The following is a 26401-nucleotide window of genomic DNA, read 5'->3' on the forward strand; positions in this document are numbered from 1 at the left end:
TAGCCTTTCACCTCCCCCTTAATTCGCAATCAACTTACGGAACAGTTTTTCATTTCTTTTGTCTAGTGCGTAATCAATGAGTTGGTATTTTATTGACTTGTCAATTTCATCGTGATCTTCCCCATCAATATACGTTTCAAGTGAACACTCATCATCTTCATTTGAGCTGTATAAAATCGGCAAATCATGGCGATACCGCTAATCAATGATTTGATAGTAATGGAAGGATATTGATTTTGAAGGAAGAACTTTATCTATTAATCGTTCCCTCTCTCATATCACAAAAAAATTTCATAAACCTAAAACATCTATAGGAAATAGATTGCTGGTTTTGCCTGACATTACTTTAATGGCATTAAATGACCATCTGCAAAAAATTTCTGAGGAAAACGAGCAATATGGTTGAAGGCTATAACAACTACGGTTTGGTTTGTCCGCCATATAACGGTAACCCATGTAATTTCAGAAGTTTGACATAGCTCATGAAAAAGCTTATAAAGAAAAGTGAGGTTCCTAATATTCGTTACTAGGATTTAAGGTGTATATCCAAAAATCACAAATGAATGATCAGGACATAGAAGCAGTCGAAGATATTGCAAACAATCTATTTCATCAAAACTATTGTTTGCAATTACGGATTTTGCATAAAAATACTAGCATATCCGATTGACATTGAGAGGAGTCAAAAACATGAAAGAAATCAAATCAGAACAGGAATTCAAAGACATCATCGCAAGCGAGGAGCCAGTAGTTGTTAAGTTCTTTACTACATGGTGTCCAGATTGTGTACGTATGGACAACTTTATCGGAGATGTAATGGAAGAGTTCAATAAGTTTGAATGGTATTCTATTAATAAAGATGAGTTCCCAAGTATCGCTGAAGAGTATCAAGTAATGGGTATTCCAAGTTTACTTGTATATCAAAATGGCGAGAAGCTAGGCCACTTACATAGTGCTAACGCAAAAACTGAAGAGCAAGTTACTGAGTTTTTAGAAGCATACTAAGATGAAAACCCTCTGAAAAATATTTTCTAGAGGGTTTTTATTTTTTCAAAAATCAGCTGTCAGAATTGAACATATTTGAACTCCCTTCTCCTCCCTTAAAAAATCGCGTTCATATCCTAACTTTGCACTTTACAACATATTTTTCCTTCACGAAACTTTGTTATCCCCTTCTTAAAAAGCTAAAAAACGTCAACAATGTTTGTATAGACCCACACGACTTTCGTTTGATACTCTATTTATAGAAAGAAATTCCTTGTAGAAAGGTGAGTGATTAAAATGGATACTCTTTCTCATAAAGAAGCTGATAAAGGTGCGATTGTCAGCATTATGGCCTACATATTTTTATCCTCTATGAAAATCATCATCAGTTATATTACCCTCTCTAGCGCATTACGTGCTGACGGTTTAAATAACTTAACGGATATCGGTGCTTCTTTAGCTATATTAATTGGTCTAAAAATCTCTCGGAAACCTCGTGATCCAGATCATCCTTATGGGCATTCGCGTGCAGAACAAATTGCATCACTTGTTGCTTCTTTTATTATGGCAACGGTCGGATTAGAAGTTGTTATTAGTGCCATTCAATCTTTTTTAAATCCGAAACAAGCTGCACCTAATGTACTTGCTGCATGGGTAGCTTTATTTTCTGCTGTCGTTATGTACTGTGTGTATTTGTATACGAAAAAGATTGCAGCACGAACAAGAAGTAAATCATTAGAAGCAGCTGCAAAGGATAATTTATCAGATGCCCTCGTAAGTATTGGTACAGTAGTAGGTATTGTCGGTTCGCAGTTCCAAATGCCTATTTTAGATCCTATTGCTGCTTTAATTGTCGGTCTTATTATTTGTAAAACTGCATGGGAGATTTTCGTAGAAGCTTCTCATATGTTAACGGATGGAATCGATCCAGATAAGATGGAAGAGTACGCTGATGCGATTGAACATATTGGTGGCGTGGAAAACATCGTAGATATTCGCGCTCGTATGTACGGGAATCAAACGTACGTTGATATTACAATCGAGGTAGATGCTCGTATGGATGTTGGAGAAAGTCACTGTATTACTGACAACATCGAGGCAATGCTTCGGAAAAAATTTGGCATTTATCATGCGCACATTCATGTTGAACCAATGGAAAAAGAACCTATTATGACATAGGTTCTTTTTTAATGAACGTTTTATGAAATATAACACATAAAACGAGCCAGCTACCGCCAGCTGCCCATCCTGCTAATATGTCAGATGGATAGTGAACGCCAAGATATATTCGGCTAACTGAAATAGATAATACAACAAAGCTCGCTATAAAAATAATCAACAATTTTTTATGCAACGTAATACGTTCTTCTGTAATCGTGACGTATGCAATAAATCCTAAAAAAGCAGTAGCATTCATCGTATGACCGCTCGGAAAACTATATCCAGTTGCAGTAACAAGCTGTGTTACATCAGGTCTTGCTCGCTCGTACCATAGTTTAAGCATACTGTTTAAATAACGAGATCCATAATAATTAATTGTTAGAAGTAAAGCACTAAGCAACTTTTTTCTAACGAGAAAATACATTACAAGAATAATGAGTAACGGAAAATATATTCTTTTGGAACCGATAAAAGACACCCAAGTAAAGTAGGCTGTCAAATAATCGTTTCGAAAACTTTGAATAAAATGTGCGACTATATTGTCAAATTTCTCAATACAAGCGGTATGATACGAAAGTGATAATACGACAAAACAAATGAGTAGCGTAAAACTTAACAAGTATAAATGTCGATATCGTTTCACATACATAACCTCACTATGCAAAAAAATGGAGCGGTTGTTTTAGTTTTCCTCTCCATTTCTTTTTTATGCATAGTTTATTAAAAAATATAATTGTTAATTGTTTCTTTCATCGTTGGAATATCTTCATTCGCTACTGTAAAGCGACTCACTTTCTCATCAAGATCAAGTGCTTCTGCAAATAAACCTGCTAATCCGCGAGATTTTCTGTCTACTTCCATAATAATCTCTAGGCGATCGTAAGCACTTGGTAAAATTAATAATTCTAGTTCATCTAATTTTCCATAATACTCTCCGGAAACAGGAACAAACTCAAATTCTTGTGCAAATGGAACTTGCTTACGTAATCGATACGGTAATTCTTCACATTCTATATGACGCGCTTTAAAACCTAATACCAACGCTTGCTAAAAACTTTTGAAACATGGATTCTCCATCCTTTCTAAAGCAAAAGCTACATCTTTTTTTAAATCTTGTACATTCTCATAGTACGGCGTTTTTATTTGTAACATACGCATCAACATTTCACGGTTGTAATTTTCCAAAGTTAATTCGTCATACCATGGCTTTTCATGTTTTTCATTAGATTCATAGCCTGCATATAATAAAAATAATGAGAAATGACCAAGCGCATAAAAATCGCTACGAAAGTGAACTTCTCGCATCAAAGCTTGTTCACCCTCATAAGTTGTAGCTCGTTCATCCCCCTCGCCTTTCAATTTCGCCAATCCAAAATCAATAATACTAATTTCGTTTTCTTTCATTAATATGTTTGGAATGCGTAAATCTCGGTGAATAATACCTTTACTATGAAAAACTGATACAATTTCTAATATTTCATATAAAATTTTAAAAACTTCACGTTCTGTATATACATGCCCATCCGAGAAAATATAATCCTCGAAATTTTTACCAGGCATATATTCCATCACAAAAAAGCTTTTTTTCTCCCATACGAAATGATCATATAAACTAGGAATTGCATGATGGTTTAATGTTTGTAAAATCATTTTCTCATGCTCAAATGATTTTCTACCGGACTCATATCTTTGTTTACTTTGTCTTAATTGTTTTAAGACTTTATATCTATTTATTTGTAAATCATTAACGACATATGTAACCCCATAACTGCCCATTCCAATTACTGATTCAATTTTATAACGTTCTGCGACAATTGTGTTTTTTCGTAGTGGTCTATCTAATAAAGCTAGTATACGACGCCATTTCATTAGCTACTTGAAAAGAAGCTACGGCTTTTACGTTTTCTTTTATAATGATGATGCCCATAACCAGATGAACGTCGTTTATAATCGCTACTTGAATAAGAGCGACCTCTATGGCGATAATCACTACTAGAATACGAACGATATTTTTTCTTTCCTAATAAAGAATCAATAATTTTTTTGAACATCCCTTCACCTCTTGAGTAAAATTTTCTTTTAATTATACCAACTATTGCTGGCTACATTTGTGACAAGTTTGTAAAGAGTAAAAAACGACGAGTTAGGCCCGTCGTTACTTTCACTCATCCTCTTCATCAAAAACTTCATCAATCATACATTTCTCTAATAAGTACTCGAATGTAATATCTGCAAGATCTTCAATTTCTTCTCGTTTTGGGACGTATCCTCTTTCAATTAGTTGCTCATAAAAAAACTCCGCAATCTCTTCCGTATCAATTACGACTTCAATTTCCTTCATGAGCATCACTCCTTTATTTCTGTTTTATGAAAAAATCTCAAAATTATGTATATGAGATTAGAAAAATAGTTTTTCTTTTTTTATAGGTCATATCCTTTGGACGAGATGCATACGATGGTAGTACAAGCTATCAAAAGGGGGAAATAATTATGGAATATCAATACGAGGTAACGCAAGAAGTAGGGCAAACAAAAGAAGAGTTCATGCATGAAGATCAATGGGCAGACTCTCTTATTAAATGGCTTTTTATTTTTTTAATAGTTGTAGGCATACCTTATACTGCATATGTTGTTGTTCAATTCATTCTCTCTTTCTAGTTAACTATTTTTTCTCTGTCAATTTAACTAAATAATTATGAACAACATCCATAACAATTTTGTATTCTTCATCTTTAAATGTATCAAATAACAATTGGTAATCGTTATAAATATCAAGTAATCCATCAATGATTTCTTGACGATTTGTCTTAACACTCACTTTTTTTGAGTTGTTAATTGACTTTAATTTTCCTAAATCTAATTTATTCATACCTGCTTTATCTTGTTTCATTTTCTTCAAAATTGCATTTGCCGTTTGAGCATTAGCAAGTAACGTTAAATCTGACTCATCCGCTTCTAACCATTCACCATCCGTAATTCGTGATAGTTCATATATTGTATCTTCCCATGCGTCATTTTTATATCTCCATACTTCTGTACGAAAACCAACAATTCGAAACACATCTTTATCGTATCCTGTTACTTGCACGAGATCACCAAATGTGAAATTATAGTTTAATTCAATCCACTCAGTTTCACCTTTTTTCATATCTTGCTCAGTAACATGCTGCAATGTTTGCTCTACGTAAAATCCATCATGATTATTGACTTCGTATACGTAAACTCCATCTAAAACCTTCATATTTGTGATTTTACCAACGGTTCCATATAGCGTAATCACGACTATGTCCCCTACGTTATATTTAGGTTGCTTTTTCCTTGCCATCTATATCTCTCCTTTTTTTGACGTCGTGATTTTGATAACAGTATATGCAACCTACATAAAAACGCTTATCACAGAAGCGTATATTCATAAATTTTTTCAATAAAAAATATCACCATATGAAAATTTATTTACAACGTAAAAAAAGCTAGCAAATAGACTAGCTTCACGTCAAAAAAGTTCATATAGTTTTTATCTATCTTGTATGTATAACTCCCACGCTTCATCAAATATAGACATACTTGCTAGCATTCCACTTAGCTCTAAGTATGAACTAATTTCATCGTAATCTTCAGATTGCTTCGGAAAACTTAAATCATCGTACATTGCCTCTGCTAAATTCGATATTTCATTACTAAATAAAGCTGCACGATGCTTCATCATATAGTGGTAAAATGTCTTTTTCAAAAATATTCCCTACCTTTCTAACTTGGGTACATTATACAAGGCAAAAAAGAAAAAAACCAGCATAAAAGCTGGTTAAAAGTCAAAATAATTTCTTTTTAATAGACGGGGTCTTCCCATTAATTCTTCATATGTTAGTTGTTTTGGTAAATCTTTCGTATAAATTAAAAACAATTGATCTTCTATTTCTTTCACTGTTTGATCTGATTGATAGTCCATACCACATGAGGAACAAGAAATGCATGGTGTCTCTTGGATTTCAATGGCTTTCGTACCATCTGGCAATTCCCAATATACAGTATTTAAGCTTTCTTTTGCTTCTGTACTGTCACACCACATACAATTCATACTGCATCACCCTCGGTTTTTTTGTCGTTTTCTTCTAATTTAGCCATTTGTGCTTGATATTTTTTATCTTTCAATTGGTCCCGCTTATCACGTTTATCTTTTAATGTTGCATGCGTTTCATTCTCTTCATAGTCTTTACGACGGTTCATACGCTGTAAGTCGTCTGGAACAAGGTTGAATTTCTTATCACTCATAAGGCCTGCGATACCAACATCTGAACGTTTTTCTTCGTAGTTTGGATAAATTTCTTTAAAGTACCCTTCTGCTCTTCCTGGAATGTAGCTTTCTGGCTCTGGATACGTTGTGATAACACCTTCAAAGTTACGAAGTACAACTTTATCTGCACTTTGCGAGATTAAATAGTTTGGTTGAAGCGCAATTTTACCGCCCCCTCCTGGTGCATCAACAACGAATGTTGGTACTGCATAACCAGACGTATGTCCGCGTAAACCTTCAATAATTTCAAGACCTTTAGAAACTGGTGCACGGAAATGACCAATACCTTCAGATAAGTCACATTGATAAATATAATATGGACGTACACGGATTTTTACTAAGTCATGCATTAGTTTTTTCATAATTGGAACGCTGTCATTAATACCAGCTAAAATTACTGCTTGGTTTCCGACTGGAACACCAGCATTCGCTAACATTTCACATGCTTTTTTCGATTCTTCAGTAATTTCAATAGATGTATTGAAATGTGTATTTAACCATACTGGATGATATTTTTTAATAATGTTACATAAGTTTTCTGTAATACGCTGAGGGAATACTACCGGCGCTCTCGTTCCGATACGAATAATCTCAACGTGCGGAATCTCTCGTAAATTTTTTAATACATATTCTAAAATTTTATCGTTAATAAGAAGACCATCACCACCAGAGATTAATACATCTCGTACTTGTGGTGTTTCACGAATGTAAGCAATTGCATCATCTAATTGTTTCTTCGGCACACCCATTCCAATTTGTCCACTAAAACGACGGCGTGTACAGTAACGACAATACATAGAACATTGATTCGTTACTAAGAATAGTACGCGGTCAGGATAACGATGTGTTAACCCTGGAACTGGTGAATCTTCATCTTCATGAAGCGGATCTTCTAAATCATATTTTGTTTTATATAACTCTTCCGAGATCGGTACAGATTGCATCCGAATCGGACAGCGTGGGTCATCAGGATTCATTAACCAAGCATAGTACGGTGTAATATTTAACGGGATCGTTTTCGTTGAAATTTTAACGCCCTCTTCTTCATCAGGTGTTAAGTTAATCACTTTCTTTAAGTCATCTAACGTTTTGATCGTATTCGTTAATTGCCAAACCCAATCATTCCATTGCTCTTCAGTAACATCTTTCCATAATTCGATATCCTTCCAGTGACGATTTGGTTTGTATACATCATGTAACATTGCTATTCCCCCTTTTTATACGCTCATCCTTTATATAAGCAATAGTTATGCCAACTTTACTTTATTGATAAGTAAATGTACGGATAACCCTATTATATAAGCGAAAAAAATATTTTTAAGCACTGTTTGAAATCCATACATACTATCATATTCATTACTTTTTATATATGTAAACGCTCTTTTATTGGTGCAAACACACAAAAACCGCCAATTATTCGGCGGTTTTGTCGTACTTACTCAGTTTATATTGAAGCGTCTGACGAGGGATACCTAACATTTTTGCAGCTTGTAATATATTCCCTTCTGTTTCAATTAACGCTTGATCTATTAATTCTTTTTCCGTTTGATGAAGTGCTTCTCTAAGAGGCAATATGCCCTTCTTCTTTGGAAAACTCTCTTTCCGAAATGTACGCGGTAAACAATTAGCTGTTAATGTATTCCCTTCTGCAATAATGACAGCATGTTCAATCGTATGTTTTAACTCCCGAACATTTCCAGGCCATTGGTAAGCTTGTAGTCTTTCTTTCGCTTCCTTATCCATTTGAAGTACACCTTTTTTATAACTTTTATTATATTCTTTCAAAAAATAAGACGCTAACAATAATACATCCTCCGTTCTTTCACGGAGCGGCGGAATATATAATGAAAAGACATTTAATCGATAGTATAAATCAGTGCGAATTTTATTCTCTTTTAAACATATTTCTGGTGGCTGATTCATTGCGGTAATAACGCGAACATCTACTTTTCTCGTCTTATTATCACCAATACGACGAATAACACCATCTTCTAATACACGTAGCATTTTCGCTTGTAAATCGAGTGGCATTGAATTCAGTTCATCTAAAAACAATGTCCCTCCATCTACAAGTTCAAATAAGCCCGCTCGTTCAATTGCCCCCGTATAACTACCTTTCGTCGTTCCAAACAATAAACTTTCTAATAGAGACTCTGGCAAAGCTGCACAGTTTTGTGCAATAAACGGCTTGTTCTTTCGCTTAGAGGCTTCATGAATCGCTTGTACAAATAACTCTTTCCCTGTTCCTGTTTCCCCATATATTAAAACATTCGCATCGGTTGGGGCTACTTTTTGTGCTAATTCTTTCGTCTGTTTAAACCGAGCATCATTCGTCACGATCGTTTCAAATGCAACATCCTTTTTGACCGCTTTTTTTCTAGATGACCGCTTTATTTTCGACTGCAAATCGACTATTGTATCGGTAAGTTTTTGTACTGTGGAATAATCTTTTGCAATTTCAACAGCTCCAGCAATATTTCCATCTATGAAAATAGGTAACGTCGTATTTACTGTACAAATGTCTTCCCCATTTAAGTTTTGATAATGCTGCACTTGATGAACGATTGGTTTTTTTGTATCTAATACTTTCATCAACGTACTTGTTTCCCTAGATAAAGAAGGAAACGCTTCTAACAAATGTTTACCTAACACTTTTTCAATTTTTGATCCATCGTGTTTTGCAGCTACAGTATTATAGAAAATTGTAATACCATTTTCATCTACTGCGTGTATAGCCTCATCAATACTGCCCAAAATCGCCTCAATGACTTCTTGTGTCGAAACTGCTAGCAATGTCATCCCCCCTCTTGCCGAAAATCCAGCAAATACTATGCCGAATTTCCGGCACACCTATGTGCGATTATAAGCATGACGATTCCGTTCTATTTTTATAACGTACTATTTAGACAAATCTTTTACCCATATATTCATATCTTCTAGCTTATCAAAAATGTAGCAATTGTTCGCCAATCTTCCTGTATACGTATAGCCTAACTGATGAAAGGCTGCATTCATTCCGAAAGAAAGCGATCGAGCAATTGTATAAGAACAGAAAATCGATTTTTCTTGAAGTTCTTCTTCTAACTTAATTAATAAACTTTTCATAAACCCATGTTTACGATATTCGGGTAAGGTCGCACAATTCGTTAATTCTGCATTTCCTTCTTTTATATTCATTTCTGCAGACGCTGTACTAATTATTTTCCCCTCGAATTCATACACATAGTAAATTGTATCGTCTTCTTTCATCGTTTGTTTTACATAACTCGCTTCGTTTAAAGGAGTCGGATACACTTCAAATACTTCTCCAAAGACAGCTGCTAATTCTTCTGCGTCCTCTTCTGTCGCTTTTCTTAATAGGAATTTTTCCGGAACTATTTTTTCCTTTACTTCTTTTGCTTTTACACCGCTTAAAATAGTATCTTCCTCAGCCCAATGAATACTATTTCGTCTTTCATCATTATTAAATTTCACGAAGAAGTATGCATCGTGACCTTGAAAATAATGTGGTATTGTTGCTTCTAATAAAAAACCGAAAGAGAGCCATGTTGAAACATGCTCTCCCTTTCCTTTAACAATACATTTAGTGAAAGAATGTTTCTCTGCTAATTCGTCAATTGTTTGGATGATTCTCTCAATATTTCCTGTGTAGTGGTCTACTCGAATACGTTTATTAAAATAGTCCAAAACGCCTTCTACTGTATGGCCATTCGTCTGTTCTCTAAAAGATTCATAGTATTTCATTTTTTCACCTCACACCAATCTAGTAATGTACATGCAATAATTTTTGCGGCAGCTATCATTTTATCAACTTCTATATATTCGTTTGGATAATGCGCTACTTTCGTTTCTCCTGGGCCAAATACTATCGTTGGTACACCGGCGATTTGTGTAAATAAGCCTCCATCAGTCCCCCACGGAGATGCTTCAATAATCGGTTTATTCCCTTCGATTTCAACGAAGTTATGCTCGAGCGTTGTAATTAACTCATGATTTTCTTCTAGTTCACCTGGAACCCATCTTGCTCCAAACCATTCCACTTCTACAGGATTTTCAACAAACCAATTGTTCACATCATTTAATTCAGCGATCCAATTCTCGAACTCTTCTTTTGCTGCCTCTATAGTCTCATTCGGCGCAATACCGCATCTTCCTTCTAAAATTAACGAATCAGGAACAGAACTTGGCCAGCTACCGCCTTCAATTTTCCCAATATTAATTGGAATTGGGATCGGGATTCCTTTAAATAATGGATCTGTAATTCGGTCATTTCTCTTCTCTTCCAGCTTTCTCAAATGATCTACAACAAACATACTTTTTTCAATTGCACTTACTCCTTCATAACGCGTCCCACCGTGTGCTGCTTTCCCTTTCACATGTAGACGAAACCACATGGATCCTTGTTGTTTCGGGAAAAACTTCATATTTGTTGGCTCCGGAATAATAACACCATCTGCTTTATATCCTCGTAATATAGTTGCTAATGTTCCTGCTCCGCCGCTTTCTTCTTCTATTACACTTTGAAAATAAATATCTCCTTTTAATTCAATACGAGATTCAATAATTGCTTCCATCGCAAGCATTAATGCGACATTGCCGCCCTTCATATCTGTTGTTCCACGACCATATATACGATTTCCTATTTTCTCACCACTATAAGGATGATGATCCCACTGATTCACATCTCCTTCTGGTACGACATCAATATGCCCATTTAATATCATAGATTTCCCGTCGCCGCTTCCTTTAAGGGTTGCCACAATGTTCGGGCTATCTGAAAAACTTGTACGCGGTGATACAAAATAAGGATGATCTTTCATTTTAGAAAATGATGGCTCCCATATATCAAGATCTAAACCTAGCTCACGTAATTTTTCAATTACAATTGCCTGCGCACCACTTTCCTCACCAGATACGCTCTTTTCTTGAATTAATCGTTTTAAAAATTTTACGCTTTCTTCTTCATGACTCTCAATATAATCACAAACTTGTTTTTTTAATTGCTCCATATATTACATCTCCCCTCATTCAATTACTAGTAAATTAGAACCAATTTTAAAATTTGCTTCTGTATGTTGTTTTATATCTTCTACTGTGTATGGGCTCATTAATTCTTGCAAAATAAGTCCATCCTGCGTCACTTCCATTACTGCCATATCCGTAATAATTAAATCTACACATTTTTTTGAAGTTAATGGTAATGTACACTCCGAAACAATTTTTGCATTTCCATATTTATCGACATGATTCATCACAACAACGACCCGCTTCGCTTTTTGAGCTAAATCCATTGCTCCTCCAATACCTGGAACGCGTTTCCCTGGAACAATCCAGTTTGCTAAATCACCATTCTCACTTACTTGTAATGAACCAAGAATCGTTATATCTAGTAAACCTTTTCGAATCATCCCAAACGCTGTGCAACTATCAAAATAACTTGCTCCTGTAATAAGAGAAGTTGGCAAACCTGCTGCGTTACATAAATTTTCGTCTTCATTTCCTTTACTTGGCGTAGGTCCCATACCTACAATTCCATTTTCTGCATGAAACATAACGTTTATATCGTCAGGCAAATGATTCGGTACAAGCGATGGTATACCAATTCCCAAATTTACAATCATACCATTTTGTATTTCTTTCGCCGCACGTCTAGCAATCTTATCTCTCACTTCTACGCCCATACCCATTTCCAATTCACTCCTTCCGACGGTACGATATAATTTACAAATACTCCTGGGACAACAATTTCTTCTGGATCTAAACTTCCAAGTGGAACAATTTCTTCTGCTTCTACAATCGTTATATCCCCGGCCATAGCTACGTGAGGGTTCATGTTACGAGCGCTCTTATCAAACACAAGGTTACCGAATGGATCCGCCTTTTTCGCGTATACAATCGCAACCTCAGCAGTTAATGCTGTTTCAACTAAATATGTTTTACCATTCATTTCAACAGTACGTTTTCCTTCTTCTACAATCGTATCAACACCTACATCAACTAATACGCCACCAAGTCCTACACCACCAGCGCGAATACGCTCTGCTAATGTTCCTTGAGGAGAAAACTCAATTTGTAACCTTCCTTCGTTTAACTGTCTTCCTGCATTTGGATTTGATCCAATATGAGAAGTAATTAATGATTTTACTCTTTCATTCGTAACGAGACGACCGATTCCTACATCAGGAAATCCTGTATCATTTCCAATCAAATTTAAATTTGTAACTCCTTTTTCTAAAATCGCCTGTATTAAAGATGGAGGGGATCCAATCCCCCCAAATCCCCCAAACATTAATGTCATATCATCGTGGAATAAAGAAATTACTTCCTCTATCTCTTTTAATTTACTGAATGTATTCGTAATAGTTGTCATGCGATACTATGCCCTCCTTTTTGCATCATTTCTTCAACACTTTTTGCAAAAATTGAAAGTAATTCATCTAACTCGGAATATGTAGTTGTCATTGGCGGTGCTACAAGCAGTGCACTATCTTCTTTTCCTGCTTGCCCTGAAACAGCTTGGTATAAAAGAAGACCATTTTTAGCTGCAACCGAAATAAGTTCCGACGCTTTTGTAAACGGTTGCAATTCTACTCCAATTAGCAACCCTTTTCCGCGCACATCAGCAATGATTGTCGATTGTTGCTGAACTTTCTGTAATCCTTTTATTAAATACTCTCCCTTTTCAGCTGTTTTTTCAGGTAGATTATGTTTCTCCATATATTCAATAACAGCTAGAGCTGTTGCTGCAGATAATGGATTTGCACTTAACGTATGCCCACTCATAACAGAACGCGATCCTCGTAAAATTGGCTCCATTACACGGTCACTTACAACCGTCGCTGCCATCGGTGTGTATCCAGCTCCTAAACCTTTACCAAGGGTCATAATATCCGGTTCTACACCCCAATGCTCCATCGCAAACCATGCGCCAGTACGACCAAGCCCAGTCATTACTTCATCAGCAATAAATAAAATATCGTAATGACTACAAATATCTTTAATAACTTTATAATATTCTTTCGGCGGAACGACTGCGCCTCCAGCTGCTCCGATAATCGGTTCAGCGATAAAAGCTGCGATATGTTCTGCACCAATTCTTTCGATTGATCTTTCTAGTTCAGTCGCACAAGCAAGCTGACAAGTTGGATATACTTTTTGCACCGGACATCTAAAACAATATGGAGCTGGAATAGTTGGATAATCTTCTAAAATTGACACGAAACGTTGTCTACGCAGTGGATGCCCAGACATTGATAAGGCGCCCATCGTAATACCGTGATAACTCATCCATCGTGACAAAATTTTATGTTTCCCTTGAATACCTCGCTCTTGAAAATGTTGAATTGCAATTTTCATAGCTGTTTCATTTGCTTCCGTACCACTATTTACAAAAAAGCTCCAGTTCAAATCTCCTACACTTAAATCGCTTAGTTTCTTAGCTAATTTTTCAGCTGGTTCACTCGTAAACTGTGATCTATAAACGAAAGCAATCTCCTCAGCTTGCTTTTTGATAACGTCCGCAATCTCCTTTACGCCATGCCCAATACCTGCCGTAATTGCTCCTGACGAGCCATCAAAATATTTATTTCCGTTTTGATCATACAAATACACACCTTTTCCATGTGAAATCATTGGATACGGCTGACCAACAAGTGGTTTAATTAAGTAATCGCGCATAGCGCTCCCCCATTTCTCCAATTTGTATATATATATGAAGAAAATTGACGTTTCTTTCATAAAAAAGAACCCTCTGCGAAAGCAGTGAATTTATCAAAAAACTATTATAAAATATACAAATGAGTGCTAAATATCAATTTAAAAACAGAAAATTCAGAACTTAAATTAAAGACCAACCCTTATCTATACGCTCAAATAACCCTCCCTTATATAAAATTAACGCTTCACTAAATATTTTTCCAACATAATGTCAGCTTCCCTCAAATGCCGACATTGTGTAAACTTCGACGAAACTCCCTTTAAACTCCTTCCTGTTCTCCTACTTTATATTGCATATTTTCAAACAAATCTCGACAATTAATCCTACTAAATGCATAGCAATTATTTTTATAGAACCCAATATTTCACATACATTCTCCTCCATTTATACAATAAAGTGAAACTTTAATCAGCCCTCACCAATCGGACTTTTATGGGCAGCCCGCCCCCCACCTAACTTCTTTGTTTTCGCTGAATTTTGAGATGGGGGTCTTACTGCCCATTAAAATCGGATAAAAAAAGAACCGATTAACCACATTAATCAGTTCGGCACGACGCTCTTTTATTAGTTAATACCGTCACTTGCTAACGTAAATAGAAACAATAGTATTACAAAATCACAATTCATCCTACAGTATAAAGCACAACACCGTCCATAACTCCATTCACAATTCCTTGCGGGATATCCCCATCCCAAGGTTTCATTCCTTTCCTTAATTTCAAACTACCTTTCCTTTATAATTTATGTAGGACAATTATTACTTTGTATGTGTATTTGCCCATAATTTAAAAAATCCCTAGTTTCCTAAGGGTTTCAGGACATGGTTTCGACATGTCACGTATTATGCTCTCAAATTTTTCATTTCGAAATATACACTTCCTCAGCCAATATGGATGATATATTTTTGTATCCTCTAGAAAATTATAACTCTCGTTCACCTAACCTTAACTTATCCTTAAAAAATACTTATTATTAATTTTCAACCTTTCTCTTTTAAAAAACAATTTTTTTCGCATAACCTCATTCTTGCTAAGCATATAGTTTTAATGATGACAAAGGAGGAATGTTCATGTCTCAATCTGAAATCGAAAAATATGGACAAGAAGCTGCACGTTACGAACAGCTCGCTCGTTACTATCAATTTCATAATCCAAAAAAATATGCAGAACTATATATGAAATATTATGATGCGCTTACGAATCTTGTACAGGCATACGAAAAAAGAGATTCACAAGAAGCTGCTTTACCATCGCACATAAGATTTTTTCACTCTGCTTCAAATACACCTGCCGTTGACATTTTAGTAAACGGGCAAAAGGTAATTAAAAATATTTCATTTAAACAATTTAGTCCCTATTTAACATTAGTACAAGGTAAGTACCGAATAGATATTGTTCCTGTCGGAAATGAAACGCCCATCTTTTCAGCTTTAGTACCAATAATGGGAAATCACACTTATACTTTTGCTGCAATAAATAGTGATAATCATCTACAATTACAACCTATGCTTGATAATACTCATTTACCAGCAGGCCAGGCAAAAATACGCTTTGCGCACTTTTCTCCCGATACCCCTGTTGTAAATGTAAGTTTAAAAGGTGGCGATCATTTATTTGAAAATGTACTCTTTAAACAAATAACAGATTTTTTAGAAGTTAGCCCTGGTACAGCGGATATAGAAGTTTCACTCGCAGATCATCAAAGTGTCTTACTAACTATACCGGATTTCAAAGTCGAACCGAACATTATTTATACAATTTCAATTTTAGGTTATTCAACGAAAGATCCTAAATTAGAAGCCGTTATACTTACGAATTAAAACAGTCTACACCATTCATTTGGTGTAGACTGTTTATTTTTGAAATGCAATTTGAAATTCTGTCCAATCATTATCTGAACGACACATGATGGACCCATTATGCTTTTCTACAATTTGTTTACATACAAATAACCCAATACCAGTTCCTAACTTTTTAGTAGTTACAAATGGTTCAAAAATCGTTTCTACATTTTCAGCTGGAATCATTGGCCCGTTATTTTTTATTACAATCCGAATCGATTGATCTTCTTCAAATACATCAATGATAATTTTTCGTTCTTCTTTCATTGATTCAAGAGCGTCAATTGAGTTCATTAATATATTTAAAAATACTTGTCTCACTTCACTCCGATAACCAGTAAGCGGAATTGGATATGGCAAATTCTTTTCAATAGAAACATTTGCATTGACCAAACTTGGATATAAGAACTGTATAATGTCTTGAAACAAATCATTTAGCCAAAACCGTTCAGATTCAGTCCACATTTCTTTTTTCGATACGAGTAAAAATTGCGAAATGCGAAAATTTAATTGGTCTAATTCATGAGAAATAATATCTAAATACGATAAACTAGGATGGTCTGCCTTTAATAATTTGACAAACCCCATAATGGAAGTAAGTGGATTACGAAATTCATGTACAAAACTAGCTGACATTTGCCCTAAAATCGTCAGCCTTTCTTTATGTGTTTCGTTAATATATTGCTGTTTTTCCTCTAAATTTCTTGATATAATTTCCGAGTATTTTAAAACAGTGTAATAAATTAATTTGTCAAAACAAGTATGTATTTGGGCCATAATTGGTTTCAATTCACGTGCACTAACATCTAATTCACACATCGCTTCGAAAAGCTCATTTCTTCCCACATTTGCATTATAAACAAAATCACCTATATTCGCATCTGCTCCTGCACGTTCAATAGCAATTTTCTCGCATAATGGCTGAAGATAATTTATATCTTTTTCTTCCATAGTAAGTTCAATAATAAACTCTAATAAATCCTCTCCATTTTGAACTGCTTCTAGTCTAAATGGATCTTTATCGGAAATTATCATTTTGTTTTTCCAGTTCTCAACGAATTGGTGCCTGTTGTTTTTCAAGTGCGAACAAAATACTTCTTTAATATCCTTATCGATTGGAAAAACCTCCATTCCTCCATTCCTCCATTTCCATGCGACGAACACCCTTTATATTTTGAATATTAACACAAAAAACATGATTCGTTAATAGATTATTGTCACATTTTGTTAATATGTGTTGATAAAATTTTTATAACTTTATTAATTGTTTAGATTGTTACATTCCATTTTCCTTCCTTTCATTCAAATTTTTTATATTCGATGCGACTTTTTTTGCATCCTGCTTCATTCTTTCGTACAATAGAAAAGGAAAGGTGTGAAAAATATGGTAAATAAAAATGTGGAAGATTATCTCCAAGAAGGCATTTACGGCCAAAAGCAAAACAAACCAGAAGAACGTAATATGTATTTAACTACATTACGTGAGCGTGTAGAAATCGCTTTAACTATCGGTCAAGTAATGCAAAGTAATGTATATTCTGAAGTAGCTAGTAGCATGCGCTCTTCTCAATCATTACAAATATTCCTAAATGGTGGCATTGCTTACCCACATTTATCAAAATACATTAAATTAGCGAATGAAAAAAATGTTCCTTTTACAATTGTTCAAAATAAAGGTATAGAAACACCAATCGGTTTAGTATTATCTCATAGCACTGCTGTCGACAAAGAACAAATTTATGTAGAAGATGCTATTTTCAAACAAGAAATGAAGTAAAAGGTACACTTGATTAAATGAAATCATTCTAAGAAACGTCAAATAAACAAAAAAACGAGTATGGAATCGTAAACAGTTCCTACTCGTTTTTTTGCGATGTTTAAGTTCTAGTTACTTTATTTTTTAATACACACTAATTTCATTTCTGTCATTTCTTCGATTGCATATTTAATTCCTTCACGCCCCGTACCACTTTCTTTCACACCACCGTAAGGCATATGGTCTACTCTGAACGTTGGAATATCATTTATCATGACACCACCAACTTCTAATTCATCAATTGCACGCATTGCTTTAAACAAATTATTTGTAAATACGCCTGCTTGTAGACCGTAACGCGAATGATTTACTTGCTCTATGGCCTCATCAAATTCTTTAAATGTATTTACTGTCATAAGTGGACCGAATACTTCTTGGCACTGTACAGATACATGCTCTGGAACATTCGTTAATACAGTTGGTTTAAAAATCCTTTCATCACGTTTGTTACCACCATACAAAACGCTCGCTCCTTCTTTAACTGCTTCTTGCACCCAGTTATCGATACGCTCGACATCTTTTTTCGAAATTAAAGCTGATACATCCGTTTCCTCAAGCAACGGATCACCAACAACAACTGTTTCCATCGCTTTCTGTAACTTAGATAAAAATTCATCCATTCTCTCTTCATGTACAAAAACACGTTGTACCGAAATACAAACTTGTCCATTATTAACAAATGCTCCCCATTTTACTCGTTCAATTAATTCATCTGTTAATTCAACATCTTCATCAATAATAACAGCAGCATTCGATCCTAGTTCTAACGTAACTCGCTTTAACCCAGCCTTTGCCTTAATTCCAAGTCCAACTTTCGGACTTCCCGTAAAAGTAATGGAAGCAACATCATCATTTGTAACTATTGCTTCTCCTACAGTTGAACCAGGACCAGAAATAATATTTAAAGCCCCTTTTGGCAATCCTGCTTCTTCAAATAGTTCAACTAATGCATAAGATGATAGAGGCGTTTGATCAGCTGGTTTTAACACAACTGTATTTCCAGCAGCAATTGCAGGGCCCACTTTATGTGCCACTAAATTTAATGGAAAATTAAATGGTGTAATAGCTCCTATAACCCCAATCGGTTTTCGTATTGTGTATGCAATGCGCCCATCTGCACCAGGTGCTGCATCAAGTGGCAGTGTCTCACCGTATATACGCTTCGCTTCTTCAGCTGCAAATTTGTATGTCTGAACGGTACGATCTACTTCTCCCCTTGCAGCACGTATTGGTTTTGCAGCCTCTTTTGCAATAATCTCTGCAAATTCTTCTCTTCTTTCATCCATTTTTTGTGCGACTTTCTCTAAAATAGTCGCACGATCATATGCAGATAATCTATTCATTTCTTTCATTGCATTCTTTGCAGCAATAACAGCCTCTTTTACATCTTCTTCCGTTCCTTGCGCGATTTCCGCTAATGTTTCTTCAGAATATGGTGCATATAATGGTTTATACGTATTTACAGACTTCCAATCTCCATTTATATATAAATGCTTTTTCATAATTCTTCCCCTTTCAAATATATGTATACAACAATACTTCACCTAGTGAAAGGTCTGACTTATGTCATTGTAACATAGCCCTTATTCTGCAAAAAACATTATGCTCAAAAAAACTCTGCCATCTAGCAGAGTCTACGAACTAATTTGTTCTTGCAATGAAATTTGTTTTTCATCTTCTAAAATAACAATTGATTCTACAGTTTTTGTAACTTCTAGTCTCTTTATATAGTGTCCATCTAATTCTTTTACGCAAAACTTATAATTTTCGATTTCAATGAAATCCTCTTCAGCAATTTCTATATTCTTCGTTAAAATCCATCCACCTATTGTGTCAACACCATTATCATCAATCGTTAAACCTAATAACGTATTTACTTCACTAACAAGTACTTTTCCCTCTAGTATTGTTTTCGTTTCACTAACTTGTTGGATTTCTGGCTGTTCATCTGTATCAAACTCATCTTGAATATCTCCAACTATTTCTTCTAAAATGTCTTCAACAGTAACAAGTCCAGACGTACCACCATATTCATCTATCAATATAGCAATATGTGTTCTTTCTTTTTGCATTTTTAAAAATAAGTCGTGTATTGGGATGGAGTCGATAACTAAAATAATCGGCCTAATATATTGCTCTACTTTCTTATTACTAACCGCATTATGCTGCACAAAATCTGTGAAAATATCTTTAAAATTCACAAAGCCTATTACGTGATCTTTGTCGCCATCAACAACTGGATATCTCGTATATTTTTCCCGAGACATTTTTTGCAACGCTTCTTCAGCAGGCATTTCTTTACTTATAATATGCATCTCAGTTCGGGGTACCATTATCTCTTTTGCTATACGATCATCAAATTCAAAGATTTTATTTACATATTTATATTCAGACTGATTAATCTCTCCGTTTTTGTAACTTTCTGAAACTAATAACCGTAATTCTTCTTCTGAATGAATTTCATCGTGCCCTTTCGGTGGTTTCAGCCCTAGCAACTTCATAATTATTCGGGCTGATCCATTTAATAGCCAAATAAAAGGAAACGCCATACGATAAAAGAAAGTTAACGGTTTAGCAACAAATAAACTCACCTGTTCAGCTTTTTGAATCGCAAATGTTTTTGGAGCCAATTCCCCTATTACAACATGTAAAAATGTAATAAACAAAAACACTAAAATTACAGCAAAAATATCTGCTAGTTGAGTAGAAATGTTCAAATTCACAAAAAATGTGTCAAACATTTGCTTTAACGCAGGTTTACCGAACCACCCAATTCCCAGTGCTGTAACTGTTATTCCTAGCTGACAAGCAGATAAATATTCGTCTAAGTTTGTAATGACTGTTTTGACAGATGTTGCGCGATTATTTCCTTCTGCAATTAAATAGTCAATTCTTGAACTTCGCACTTTAACAATTGCAAATTCTGCTGCAACGAAAAATGCCGTTAAGGCAATTAAAACAATCACTATACTTATACTATATATGTCCAAATACTTTTCCTTACTTACATTGTAAGCAAGGAAGCCACCTCCTACTTAATTTTATTCAAGTGAAGTAAGCATTCTAATACTCTAACAAAATTCTACATTAGCAACCACCTTTTTATATATTATATGCATACATAAAAAAGATATTTATCATTATGATAATCTAATTCATTTCCCTCAGTCAAATGATTCTAAATTTTAAGATAAAAACTTTTATATTCACGATATATTCTTCCTAACTTCATTTCGTGAAAAAACACTTTCTTTGCCGATTCCACACTTCTTTTGTCACACTGGAAGGGAACTTACTTCATAGATCGAAATCATTCAACAGGATATATATAGGAGGGATTATTTTGGAATATAAAACACCATTTATCGCAAAAAAATTAGGTGTTAGCCCAAAGGCTGTTGTCCGGATTGCACAACAATTAAATCTTACTATAGAAAAAAATAAATATGGTCACTTTATTTTTACACAAGATGATTTAGACCAAATGTTAGAATACCATCTTTCACTAATAGAGAAGTCCCAAAACACTCACCCTACTCAAAAAACATCATCAAATGATGTTGAAGAATTGAAAACTCAAGTAAATACAATTGTTCAAAACATATCATCACATGATTTTGAGCAATTAACCGCTCAATTAAACACAATTACGAGAAGACTAGATCGAATGGAAGAACAAATGCAAGATAAGGCAAATGATGTTGTTACGTACCAACTTTTACAACATCGCCGTGAAATGGAGGAAATGTTAGAGCGAATTCAAAAACTAGAAGCTACCCTCAAGAAAGAAGAACCAATCTATATTACTCCCGATACAAAGCCAATATATGAACGTGAAAAGAAACCGAAGCGCCGTAAAATGATTTTTAGTATATTTGGATTATAATTTTTAGACCCTTATTAAAATAATAAGGGTCTTTTTCATGAAGAATGATTTCATTTTAAAATCGCATTCTCTTTATTATACATATTCATTTCGTTTTATTTGGTTAACATAATATTCTTACTGTATTCTGCGATTAATGCCTGTGCATGGGCATTTCCTTGAATTACATCTCGAAATTCTTTTAAAGAATACAAATGCGTAGCCCCTTTTCGGGCATGAATTCGTACTGGTACACCTTGTAAAGTATCATGAAATTGAAATGGCTTATCTATCGGTTCAATTGGGAAACCGAGTGTTAATAAATACATATACATTCTTTTTGTAACCGCTGCAATATACCATTCTGCTTTCGTTTCTAATGCATGCATAAATAAAATAGCTGTTAGTCTTTTGAAGTGTCCTCTCCCACGAGACGTTTTCGCGATACTTAACTTGCCTATTTCATATACATTTTGCAAATCTTTCACTAAATCATTTTTAGAAAACGGATAGAAAAACTCAGAATTTGATTGTTCTGGTACCGTATACTTAATACATTCTACTGTACCGATATGATGTTCATCTTCTATTAATAAAAATCGTGATGGATTTAAATTACGTTCTACGAACATTAAGTTTCTTTCTTCACAAAAATCTCCCCACAGTTGCTCGAACCAAAAATGTTCTTCCTTTGTTTGAACACGCTGGAACATATTTCCCCGCCTTTCCCATCGCCGCTCTGTTTTTGATAACGCTTTCACTATCTATCATATAAGAACAAATCTTCGTATGCAACTAAAAACATTTACGCCTTATTATATTCTGCAAAATAAATTAAATTCCATCATAATCGCCTTTTATCCCTCATGTACCGTTCTTCTCAAAATATATTTCTATCACTTGCAAATTCATATCATATGAAGCTGTCTCCCATACTGCATATAATTCTTCTTAATCTAAAAAAATCCTTTATAAAAAAGGATTTCTTTTACTTCTTCATGCTTTTTAACCACTTCTCAAAAATTTGTACCATTCCATGTTTTCCCGCTAATTTCTCTTCTCCTTGTTTCGTTTTATATGGGTATAATTGCAAGAAAACACCGCATCCAGACTCAATTTTTTTACTATGCATATGACTTCCTGGGTATACACAAATGACTTCATAAATGGCCCTTCGATGATAGATTCGCTTTCCATCCTGTTCTTCTACAAATTTTATAGACCAGTACTTATACATTTGCTCAGTTGCTTTCGTATTCCCAACGTGCTGAAAAATATTGTACATTGGGCTATACTTCACTTCAATAATAATAGAAGATTGATATACGTATTTCTCTTCCTCCTTTACATAACAGTCTAATCGAATATCTGGCTTCTTCGTGTCTTCTCCATTATAAAAATTACTCCCTTTACTTAATGCAATAAGAGGATGTGTTTCAATTAAATCATTAAATGCGACATGGACTTTCATATCATCTCGATGTAAAACTACTGTCGTTCCATCTTGTAATCCATCTACATAAAAATGTTCTTGTATTTGTTCACGAATGGAATTTCTAGCTTCAAAACCAATTTGCTCTAACATGGAAATAACGATAAAGAAAGCGTAATATTCATACACTAAAAAAGTTGGTTTATAAACAAATAATAAAGATGGAGATTGATCTGTATATTGTGGAAGTAAATCTAAATGCTGTAGTAATTGTTGATGTGGTATCGGTAAATTATGTGAGTTCATCTTACCCGTTTCAGAAACTTCTCTCCAAAATGGAGAATACATTAAAGTTTGAAAGTATTGTACACTATCATGTACAAAATGCGCTAAAATTTTATATTCTTGTATCTTCATAGAACTTTTTCGTAAATCCGCCTCTTTTAGTAAATGTATATTTTTATATTTTTGTTTCTCTCTATCGGTCACTGATCCATTACGCTCAATTGTTTGTATAATCGTTTTTACAGCTTGAAATTCTTCTGATTTCTTCTTTTTTTCTCTTTCTAATATTTCAATTGTTTGACGCAAAAAATTTTCCGCTTCAAGTAAATAAAGATAAAATTGCATCGCTTTAAATTTAAGAAATGCATTTTCCATACTATTTTTTTGTTCGATAAACTTACGATTATAATATTTTGCATACGGTTTTCTTTCCGCCACTACCGCTCCTTTCCTCGTTGCTTTCCGCTCCTTTTCTTCCCATTTATATTCATGTATAAATTTTGAACTCGATTCTATTTTCTTAAAAATTTGCTTTATCTTTTTCATTTTTTGCGGCAACTTTCTAAGTAACACTAAATAAGAAGAATCTTCAATATCGCTAAGTGCAGAGAAAGTCTTTTTATAATAACCTCTATCTAAAATCAACTCATTTAAAATCGACTTCACATAGTTTTGAATCATTTCAAATTGATCATCAAAAAAATTTTTGGGGACGACTTGAAAAGCGCCATAATACGTTCGATCTTCTATATTCACTTCAAAATGATATAAACCACAACGCCATGGATAAAAGAATTCCGTTTTTCCATGTTCATATATTAATACCTTTTGTTTTTGGTCATTTATTTCATATTTTGTCTCTTTTATATTCTTCTGTCCCTCATAGACTTTATTCCATATAAAAGTAATATTCATTGGATTTTCATAATGGTATTGCAATCTAATTGGTTTTAATTCTTGCACTTTATAAATACATTGAGCTAATGCTGTTGCAGAGGTACAAAGACGATTTAATAAAATATATTCTCCTTTTGACTCCGTTCCAATAATTAACTTTAATACAAAAGGAAGCGTTTCTTTCGTATCAACGATTTCTGTTTCGTATCGTCCATCATTTTGCATAACCATACAACTCCAGTTCTCTACGCTTTTCTCTTATATATGCTAAAGAGTGTTCAAATGTAGATACTCTGTTTGCAAGTGGAGATTGCAAAAGAGGTACTAATGTTGCCCCCCTTTTTACTTCCTCTGAAAGTAAAGACCCAACCATCATTTCAGTCCCTCTTATTTTCGTCAATACACGTTGCTTTATTTGTAAATCAAATCCTTCCTCTCTACTAATCATATAAGAATGATTATTTTGGAACGGTATATTTTGCAAATAAGTAGCAATTGCATTTGCACATCGAAAAGAAATTCCCTTTGACGTATCGTGTGATGACAATACACCATGTAACTTATCTAATAGCTCTAACTCTTCTTCAGAAAACACCTCAATCATCGTTTTATTCCTGACCCAATTTATGCGAAATTCTCCTGCAGTTACTTTCAGAGGTGGTTGTAATACAACTTTCTCTTGCTCCATACACATCTCACAAAACGGAATCTTTCGTAAAGTTATTACATTCGTCCGATCTAATAATCGATCTGAGAGTTCCTTCGTCGTTTCATCAAAATTCACAGTACCAACAAATATAATATTTTCTCCAATTTCAATTGTTGGCGGAATTGGATTTTCTTTTTCTTGCACACCTTCATATAAATTTAAAATACGATTTTGCTTTTCAAGTTGAAGAACAGATAGAAATGGAGTAAACCAATGCTCAATATGTGACATATTCATTTCATCAAAAACGATTATATACAGCTGATTTTGATTTTCTTTTGCCTTCATTAACGCCCTAACTAATTTTGTTTCACTTTCAATAAAAGTACCATTTGGGTGAAGGTAACCAAGTAAATCATGTGGTTCTTGATATGATGGTGAAATCGGGATCCAAACCAATTCTTCCCCGTATTGTAATCCAAGTGCTTCTGCATAAGCTTGCACAAAACTTGATTTTCCAGCGCCTGGTATACCACCCAGAATCGTCAACATATTTGTTTTTGTACTTATATGAAAGTTATAAATATCTGTTTCATCCAAATATAGCCCTTTATTACGTACAAAACTTTTCACATACTGTAAAAAGACGGATTCACGCTCATCCCATTCCCATTCATCCTTTTGCACTTTTATTTCCTCTACCTCTACAAGCTTACCTTCTTCAGTTATTCGTTTTTTTAATTGCTCATACACATGATTGCTTACAAAATATAATTGATCTTCTACCGCTATTTCTACATACTTCATCCAGTCATTAAGTTCTATATACTTACATTCCCGCTGCTGTTCAAAATATGCGATTGAACTAATTGACGATGACTTTAAAGATATATTTCCATATAACCTTCCCTCATGCCACAATAACTCAGGAGGCTCAAAGTCTTTCGGATATTTTGGCATTAGAAATGACAAATAACCATTACTAAGTTTTCTTTCTAAAGACTCTCCCTTTTTATAATCGGAAACTTTAGGTACTGGAATCATTTTATAACCGTTTGCTATTTCTCGCGCTTCTTCTGTACAAATTAACTCCACGTATATATGTCCTCTTTCATAATAGAGACGAAACATAATCAATTGCTTTTCTAGTTTTCTTTTCTTTAATTCCAAAAAGACTTTTTCATTCTTTTTATTGCTACATAAACCTTCAAATACATATGGTTCATTTTTCAATTGCTCTTGCAATGTGAATGGTATTGGCGATAGGCATTGTACAAAGAAATTCTCTCCACTCTTCTCACTCTCTGCTTTTGTAAACTTCCCAATAAACCTCATATAGTACATTCGTTTTATAAAACTTGGCTGAAGAGCTTTATGTAATTTCACCTTCGTCACCTTCTTTTTTTCATACTATTCTTAGTGTATGAAAGAAACGCAAAACTAGAAACAAAAAACCTGACGTTA

At 34.4% G+C, this 26401-nt stretch carries 27 protein-coding genes and 2 pseudogenes; 7 read left to right on the plus strand and 22 right to left on the minus strand.

The annotated features are described in order from the left end of the window. Nucleotides 1-18: 18 nt before the first annotated feature. A complete protein-coding gene (locus ACTFRN_RS25720) occupies nucleotides 19-183 on the minus strand; it encodes an IDEAL domain-containing protein (RefSeq protein WP_308196941.1) in 165 nt (54 codons plus the stop codon). A gap of 94 nt (nucleotides 184-277) precedes the next feature. Between ACTFRN_RS25720 and ACTFRN_RS25725 the strand changes: the two are divergent. The 3 genes and pseudogenes from ACTFRN_RS25725 to ACTFRN_RS25735 all read left to right on the plus strand — a co-directional run. Then, nucleotides 278-476 (plus strand): annotated as a pseudogene (locus tag ACTFRN_RS25725) (site-specific integrase); the annotation flags it as partial. A gap of 214 nt (nucleotides 477-690) precedes the next feature. Further along, entirely contained in the window at nucleotides 691-1005 is a 315-nt protein-coding gene (locus ACTFRN_RS25730) for a thioredoxin family protein (protein ID WP_000658777.1), read from the plus strand. A gap of 276 nt (nucleotides 1006-1281) precedes the next feature. Then, nucleotides 1282-2163, plus strand: coding sequence for a cation diffusion facilitator family transporter (locus ACTFRN_RS25735; protein WP_000380386.1), 882 nt, complete (start codon nucleotides 1282-1284; stop codon nucleotides 2161-2163). On the opposite strand, the gene ACTFRN_RS25740 is transcribed toward ACTFRN_RS25735, so the two are convergent. The 5 genes and pseudogenes from ACTFRN_RS25740 to ACTFRN_RS25760 all read right to left on the minus strand — a co-directional run bounded on the left by ACTFRN_RS25740 (nucleotide 2153) and on the right by ACTFRN_RS25760 (nucleotide 4486). Continuing rightward, the gene (locus ACTFRN_RS25740) at nucleotides 2153-2788 is read right to left on the minus strand and encodes a phosphatase PAP2 family protein (protein WP_000833365.1); all 636 of its coding nucleotides are present in this window, start codon (nucleotides 2786-2788) and stop codon (nucleotides 2153-2155) included. The genes ACTFRN_RS25735 and ACTFRN_RS25740 overlap by 11 nt on opposite strands. Before the next feature lie 77 nt (nucleotides 2789-2865). Next, a pseudogene (locus ACTFRN_RS25745) lies at nucleotides 2866-3180 on the minus strand (sporulation protein); the annotation flags it as partial. 12 nt (nucleotides 3181-3192) lie between these two features. After that, nucleotides 3193-4014 carry a serine/threonine protein kinase gene (locus ACTFRN_RS25750; protein WP_049111072.1) on the minus strand — a complete coding sequence of 274 codons (822 nt, stop codon included), beginning with the start codon at nucleotides 4012-4014 and terminating at the stop codon, nucleotides 3193-3195. After that, complete coding sequence (locus ACTFRN_RS25755; protein WP_000473370.1) at nucleotides 4014-4196, minus strand: hypothetical protein; 183 nt, start codon at nucleotides 4194-4196, stop codon at nucleotides 4014-4016. Before ACTFRN_RS25755 ends, ACTFRN_RS25750 begins: the two co-directional genes overlap by 1 nt. Before the next feature lie 110 nt (nucleotides 4197-4306). Then, complete coding sequence (locus ACTFRN_RS25760; protein ID WP_000658451.1) at nucleotides 4307-4486, minus strand: YozD family protein; 180 nt, start codon at nucleotides 4484-4486, stop codon at nucleotides 4307-4309. Between the two features lie 149 nt (nucleotides 4487-4635). Between ACTFRN_RS25760 and ACTFRN_RS25765 the strand changes: the two genes are divergently transcribed. Beyond that, entirely contained in the window at nucleotides 4636-4803 is a 168-nt protein-coding gene (locus ACTFRN_RS25765) for a DUF3930 family protein (RefSeq protein WP_011040294.1), read from the plus strand. A gap of 4 nt (nucleotides 4804-4807) precedes the next feature. On the opposite strand, the gene ACTFRN_RS25770 is transcribed toward ACTFRN_RS25765, so the two are convergent. The 10 genes from ACTFRN_RS25770 to ACTFRN_RS25815 all read right to left on the minus strand — a co-directional run bounded on the left by ACTFRN_RS25770 (nucleotide 4808) and on the right by ACTFRN_RS25815 (nucleotide 14113). After that, nucleotides 4808-5470, minus strand: a complete 663-nt coding sequence (locus ACTFRN_RS25770; RefSeq protein WP_000101501.1) for a hypothetical protein — start codon at nucleotides 5468-5470, stop codon at nucleotides 4808-4810. 189 nt (nucleotides 5471-5659) lie between these two features. Further along, entirely contained in the window at nucleotides 5660-5875 is a 216-nt protein-coding gene (locus ACTFRN_RS25775) for a YozE family protein (RefSeq protein WP_000750723.1), read from the minus strand. Nucleotides 5876-5947: 72 nt separating this feature from the next. Then, entirely contained in the window at nucleotides 5948-6220 is a 273-nt protein-coding gene (locus ACTFRN_RS25780) for a YokU family protein (RefSeq protein ID WP_000995764.1), read from the minus strand. Then, nucleotides 6217-7638, minus strand: coding sequence for a lysine 2,3-aminomutase (ablA, locus tag ACTFRN_RS25785; RefSeq protein ID WP_000902137.1), 1422 nt, complete (start codon nucleotides 7636-7638; stop codon nucleotides 6217-6219). Before ablA ends, ACTFRN_RS25780 begins: the two co-directional genes overlap by 4 nt. A 211-nt stretch (nucleotides 7639-7849) precedes the next feature. Then, the gene (rocR, locus tag ACTFRN_RS25790) at nucleotides 7850-9235 is read right to left on the minus strand and encodes an arginine utilization transcriptional regulator RocR (RefSeq protein ID WP_011040293.1); all 1386 of its coding nucleotides are present in this window, start codon (nucleotides 9233-9235) and stop codon (nucleotides 7850-7852) included. 99 nt (nucleotides 9236-9334) lie between these two features. Further along, nucleotides 9335-10180, minus strand: a complete 846-nt coding sequence (gene ablB, locus ACTFRN_RS25795) for a putative beta-lysine N-acetyltransferase (protein ID WP_000878610.1) — start codon at nucleotides 10178-10180, stop codon at nucleotides 9335-9337. Then, on the minus strand, nucleotides 10177-11445 hold the full coding sequence (locus tag ACTFRN_RS25800) for a peptidase (RefSeq protein ID WP_000436704.1): 1269 nt from the start codon (nucleotides 11443-11445) through the stop codon (nucleotides 10177-10179). The genes ablB and ACTFRN_RS25800 overlap by 4 nt, the downstream gene beginning before the upstream one ends. 15 nt (nucleotides 11446-11460) lie before the next feature. Further along, the gene (locus tag ACTFRN_RS25805; protein WP_000525281.1) at nucleotides 11461-12123 is read right to left on the minus strand and encodes a CoA transferase subunit B; all 663 of its coding nucleotides are present in this window, start codon (nucleotides 12121-12123) and stop codon (nucleotides 11461-11463) included. Next, nucleotides 12108-12806, minus strand: coding sequence for an acetate CoA-transferase subunit alpha (gene atoD, locus ACTFRN_RS25810; protein ID WP_000208119.1), 699 nt, complete (start codon nucleotides 12804-12806; stop codon nucleotides 12108-12110). The genes ACTFRN_RS25805 and atoD overlap by 16 nt, the downstream gene beginning before the upstream one ends. After that, nucleotides 12803-14113, minus strand: coding sequence for an aspartate aminotransferase family protein (locus tag ACTFRN_RS25815; protein WP_001205894.1), 1311 nt, complete (start codon nucleotides 14111-14113; stop codon nucleotides 12803-12805). The genes atoD and ACTFRN_RS25815 overlap by 4 nt, the downstream gene beginning before the upstream one ends. Nucleotides 14114-15222: 1109 nt before the next feature. Between ACTFRN_RS25815 and ACTFRN_RS25820 the strand changes: the two genes are divergently transcribed. After that, a complete protein-coding gene (locus tag ACTFRN_RS25820; protein ID WP_000083249.1) occupies nucleotides 15223-15972 on the plus strand; it encodes a DUF4397 domain-containing protein in 750 nt (249 codons plus the stop codon). Between the two features lie 33 nt (nucleotides 15973-16005). On the opposite strand, the gene ACTFRN_RS25825 is transcribed toward ACTFRN_RS25820, so the two are convergent. Further along, on the minus strand, nucleotides 16006-17124 hold the full coding sequence (locus tag ACTFRN_RS25825; protein WP_000451748.1) for a BA2291 family sporulation histidine kinase: 1119 nt from the start codon (nucleotides 17122-17124) through the stop codon (nucleotides 16006-16008). 253 nt (nucleotides 17125-17377) lie between these two features. On the opposite strand from ACTFRN_RS25825, the gene ACTFRN_RS25830 reads away from it, so the two are divergent. Next, on the plus strand, nucleotides 17378-17770 hold the full coding sequence (locus tag ACTFRN_RS25830) for a YueI family protein (RefSeq protein WP_000247570.1): 393 nt from the start codon (nucleotides 17378-17380) through the stop codon (nucleotides 17768-17770). A gap of 116 nt (nucleotides 17771-17886) precedes the next feature. Here ACTFRN_RS25830 and ACTFRN_RS25835 read toward each other — a convergent pair whose 3' ends face one another. Beyond that, entirely contained in the window at nucleotides 17887-19311 is a 1425-nt protein-coding gene (locus ACTFRN_RS25835; RefSeq protein ID WP_000716444.1) for an aldehyde dehydrogenase family protein, read from the minus strand. A gap of 132 nt (nucleotides 19312-19443) precedes the next feature. After that, nucleotides 19444-20799, minus strand: coding sequence for a hemolysin family protein (locus tag ACTFRN_RS25840; RefSeq protein WP_014893776.1), 1356 nt, complete (start codon nucleotides 20797-20799; stop codon nucleotides 19444-19446). A 353-nt stretch (nucleotides 20800-21152) separates the two neighbouring features. On the opposite strand from ACTFRN_RS25840, the gene racA reads away from it, so the two are divergent. Further along, a complete protein-coding gene (racA, locus tag ACTFRN_RS25845; protein ID WP_000456004.1) occupies nucleotides 21153-21695 on the plus strand; it encodes a chromosome-anchoring protein RacA in 543 nt (180 codons plus the stop codon). A 95-nt stretch (nucleotides 21696-21790) separates the two neighbouring features. Here the strand turns inward: racA and ACTFRN_RS25850 are convergent, their stop codons facing one another. The 3 genes from ACTFRN_RS25850 to ACTFRN_RS25860 form a co-directional block, all read right to left on the minus strand. Then, complete coding sequence (locus ACTFRN_RS25850; RefSeq protein ID WP_000487803.1) at nucleotides 21791-22387, minus strand: hypothetical protein; 597 nt, start codon at nucleotides 22385-22387, stop codon at nucleotides 21791-21793. A 275-nt stretch (nucleotides 22388-22662) separates the two neighbouring features. Then, complete coding sequence (locus tag ACTFRN_RS25855) at nucleotides 22663-24513, minus strand: hypothetical protein (RefSeq protein ID WP_014893777.1); 1851 nt, start codon at nucleotides 24511-24513, stop codon at nucleotides 22663-22665. After that, nucleotides 24503-26323 (minus strand): AAA family ATPase, encoded by a 1821-nt coding sequence (locus ACTFRN_RS25860; protein WP_049112171.1) that lies wholly within the window; start codon nucleotides 26321-26323, stop codon nucleotides 24503-24505. The genes ACTFRN_RS25855 and ACTFRN_RS25860 overlap by 11 nt, the downstream gene beginning before the upstream one ends. Between the last annotated feature and the right edge of the window lie 78 nt (nucleotides 26324-26401).

The organism is Bacillus cereus group sp. MYBK245-2, from assembly GCF_051916145.1.
Taxonomy (GTDB): Bacteria; Bacillota; Bacilli; order Bacillales; family Bacillaceae_G; genus Bacillus_A; species Bacillus_A pacificus.

Bases quoted from the DNA above. Each gene is read 5' to 3' on its own strand.
- ACTFRN_RS25830 (WP_000247570.1), top strand. From the start codon at position 17,378: ATGGTAAATAAAAATGTGGAAGATTATCTCCAAGAAGGCATTTACGGC.
- ACTFRN_RS25820 (WP_000083249.1), top strand. From the start codon at position 15,223: ATGTCTCAATCTGAAATCGAAAAATATGGACAAGAAGCTGCACGTTAC.
- ACTFRN_RS25770 (WP_000101501.1), bottom strand. From the start codon at position 5,470: ATGGCAAGGAAAAAGCAACCTAAATATAACGTAGGGGACATAGTCGTG.
- atoD (WP_000208119.1), bottom strand. From the start codon at position 12,806: ATGACAACTATTACGAATACATTCAGTAAATTAAAAGAGATAGAGGAA.
- ablB (WP_000878610.1), bottom strand. From the start codon at position 10,180: ATGAAATACTATGAATCTTTTAGAGAACAGACGAATGGCCATACAGTA.
- ACTFRN_RS25825 (WP_000451748.1), bottom strand. From the start codon at position 17,124: ATGGAGGTTTTTCCAATCGATAAGGATATTAAAGAAGTATTTTGTTCG.
- ACTFRN_RS25735 (WP_000380386.1), top strand. From the start codon at position 1,282: ATGGATACTCTTTCTCATAAAGAAGCTGATAAAGGTGCGATTGTCAGC.
- ACTFRN_RS25855 (WP_014893777.1), bottom strand. From the start codon at position 24,513: ATGCAAAATGATGGACGATACGAAACAGAAATCGTTGATACGAAAGAA.
- ACTFRN_RS25800 (WP_000436704.1), bottom strand. From the start codon at position 11,445: ATGGAGCAATTAAAAAAACAAGTTTGTGATTATATTGAGAGTCATGAA.
- ACTFRN_RS25760 (WP_000658451.1), bottom strand. From the start codon at position 4,486: ATGAAGGAAATTGAAGTCGTAATTGATACGGAAGAGATTGCGGAGTTT.
- ACTFRN_RS25755 (WP_000473370.1), bottom strand. From the start codon at position 4,196: ATGTTCAAAAAAATTATTGATTCTTTATTAGGAAAGAAAAAATATCGT.
- ACTFRN_RS25805 (WP_000525281.1), bottom strand. From the start codon at position 12,123: ATGGGTATGGGCGTAGAAGTGAGAGATAAGATTGCTAGACGTGCGGCG.
- ACTFRN_RS25850 (WP_000487803.1), bottom strand. From the start codon at position 22,387: ATGTTCCAGCGTGTTCAAACAAAGGAAGAACATTTTTGGTTCGAGCAA.
- ACTFRN_RS25815 (WP_001205894.1), bottom strand. From the start codon at position 14,113: ATGCGCGATTACTTAATTAAACCACTTGTTGGTCAGCCGTATCCAATG.
- ACTFRN_RS25765 (WP_011040294.1), top strand. From the start codon at position 4,636: ATGGAATATCAATACGAGGTAACGCAAGAAGTAGGGCAAACAAAAGAA.
- rocR (WP_011040293.1), bottom strand. From the start codon at position 9,235: ATGACATTGCTAGCAGTTTCGACACAAGAAGTCATTGAGGCGATTTTG.
- ACTFRN_RS25780 (WP_000995764.1), bottom strand. From the start codon at position 6,220: ATGAATTGTATGTGGTGTGACAGTACAGAAGCAAAAGAAAGCTTAAAT.
- ACTFRN_RS25730 (WP_000658777.1), top strand. From the start codon at position 691: ATGAAAGAAATCAAATCAGAACAGGAATTCAAAGACATCATCGCAAGC.
- ablA (WP_000902137.1), bottom strand. From the start codon at position 7,638: ATGTTACATGATGTATACAAACCAAATCGTCACTGGAAGGATATCGAA.
- ACTFRN_RS25835 (WP_000716444.1), bottom strand. From the start codon at position 19,311: ATGAAAAAGCATTTATATATAAATGGAGATTGGAAGTCTGTAAATACG.
- ACTFRN_RS25750 (WP_049111072.1), bottom strand. From the start codon at position 4,014: ATGAAATGGCGTCGTATACTAGCTTTATTAGATAGACCACTACGAAAA.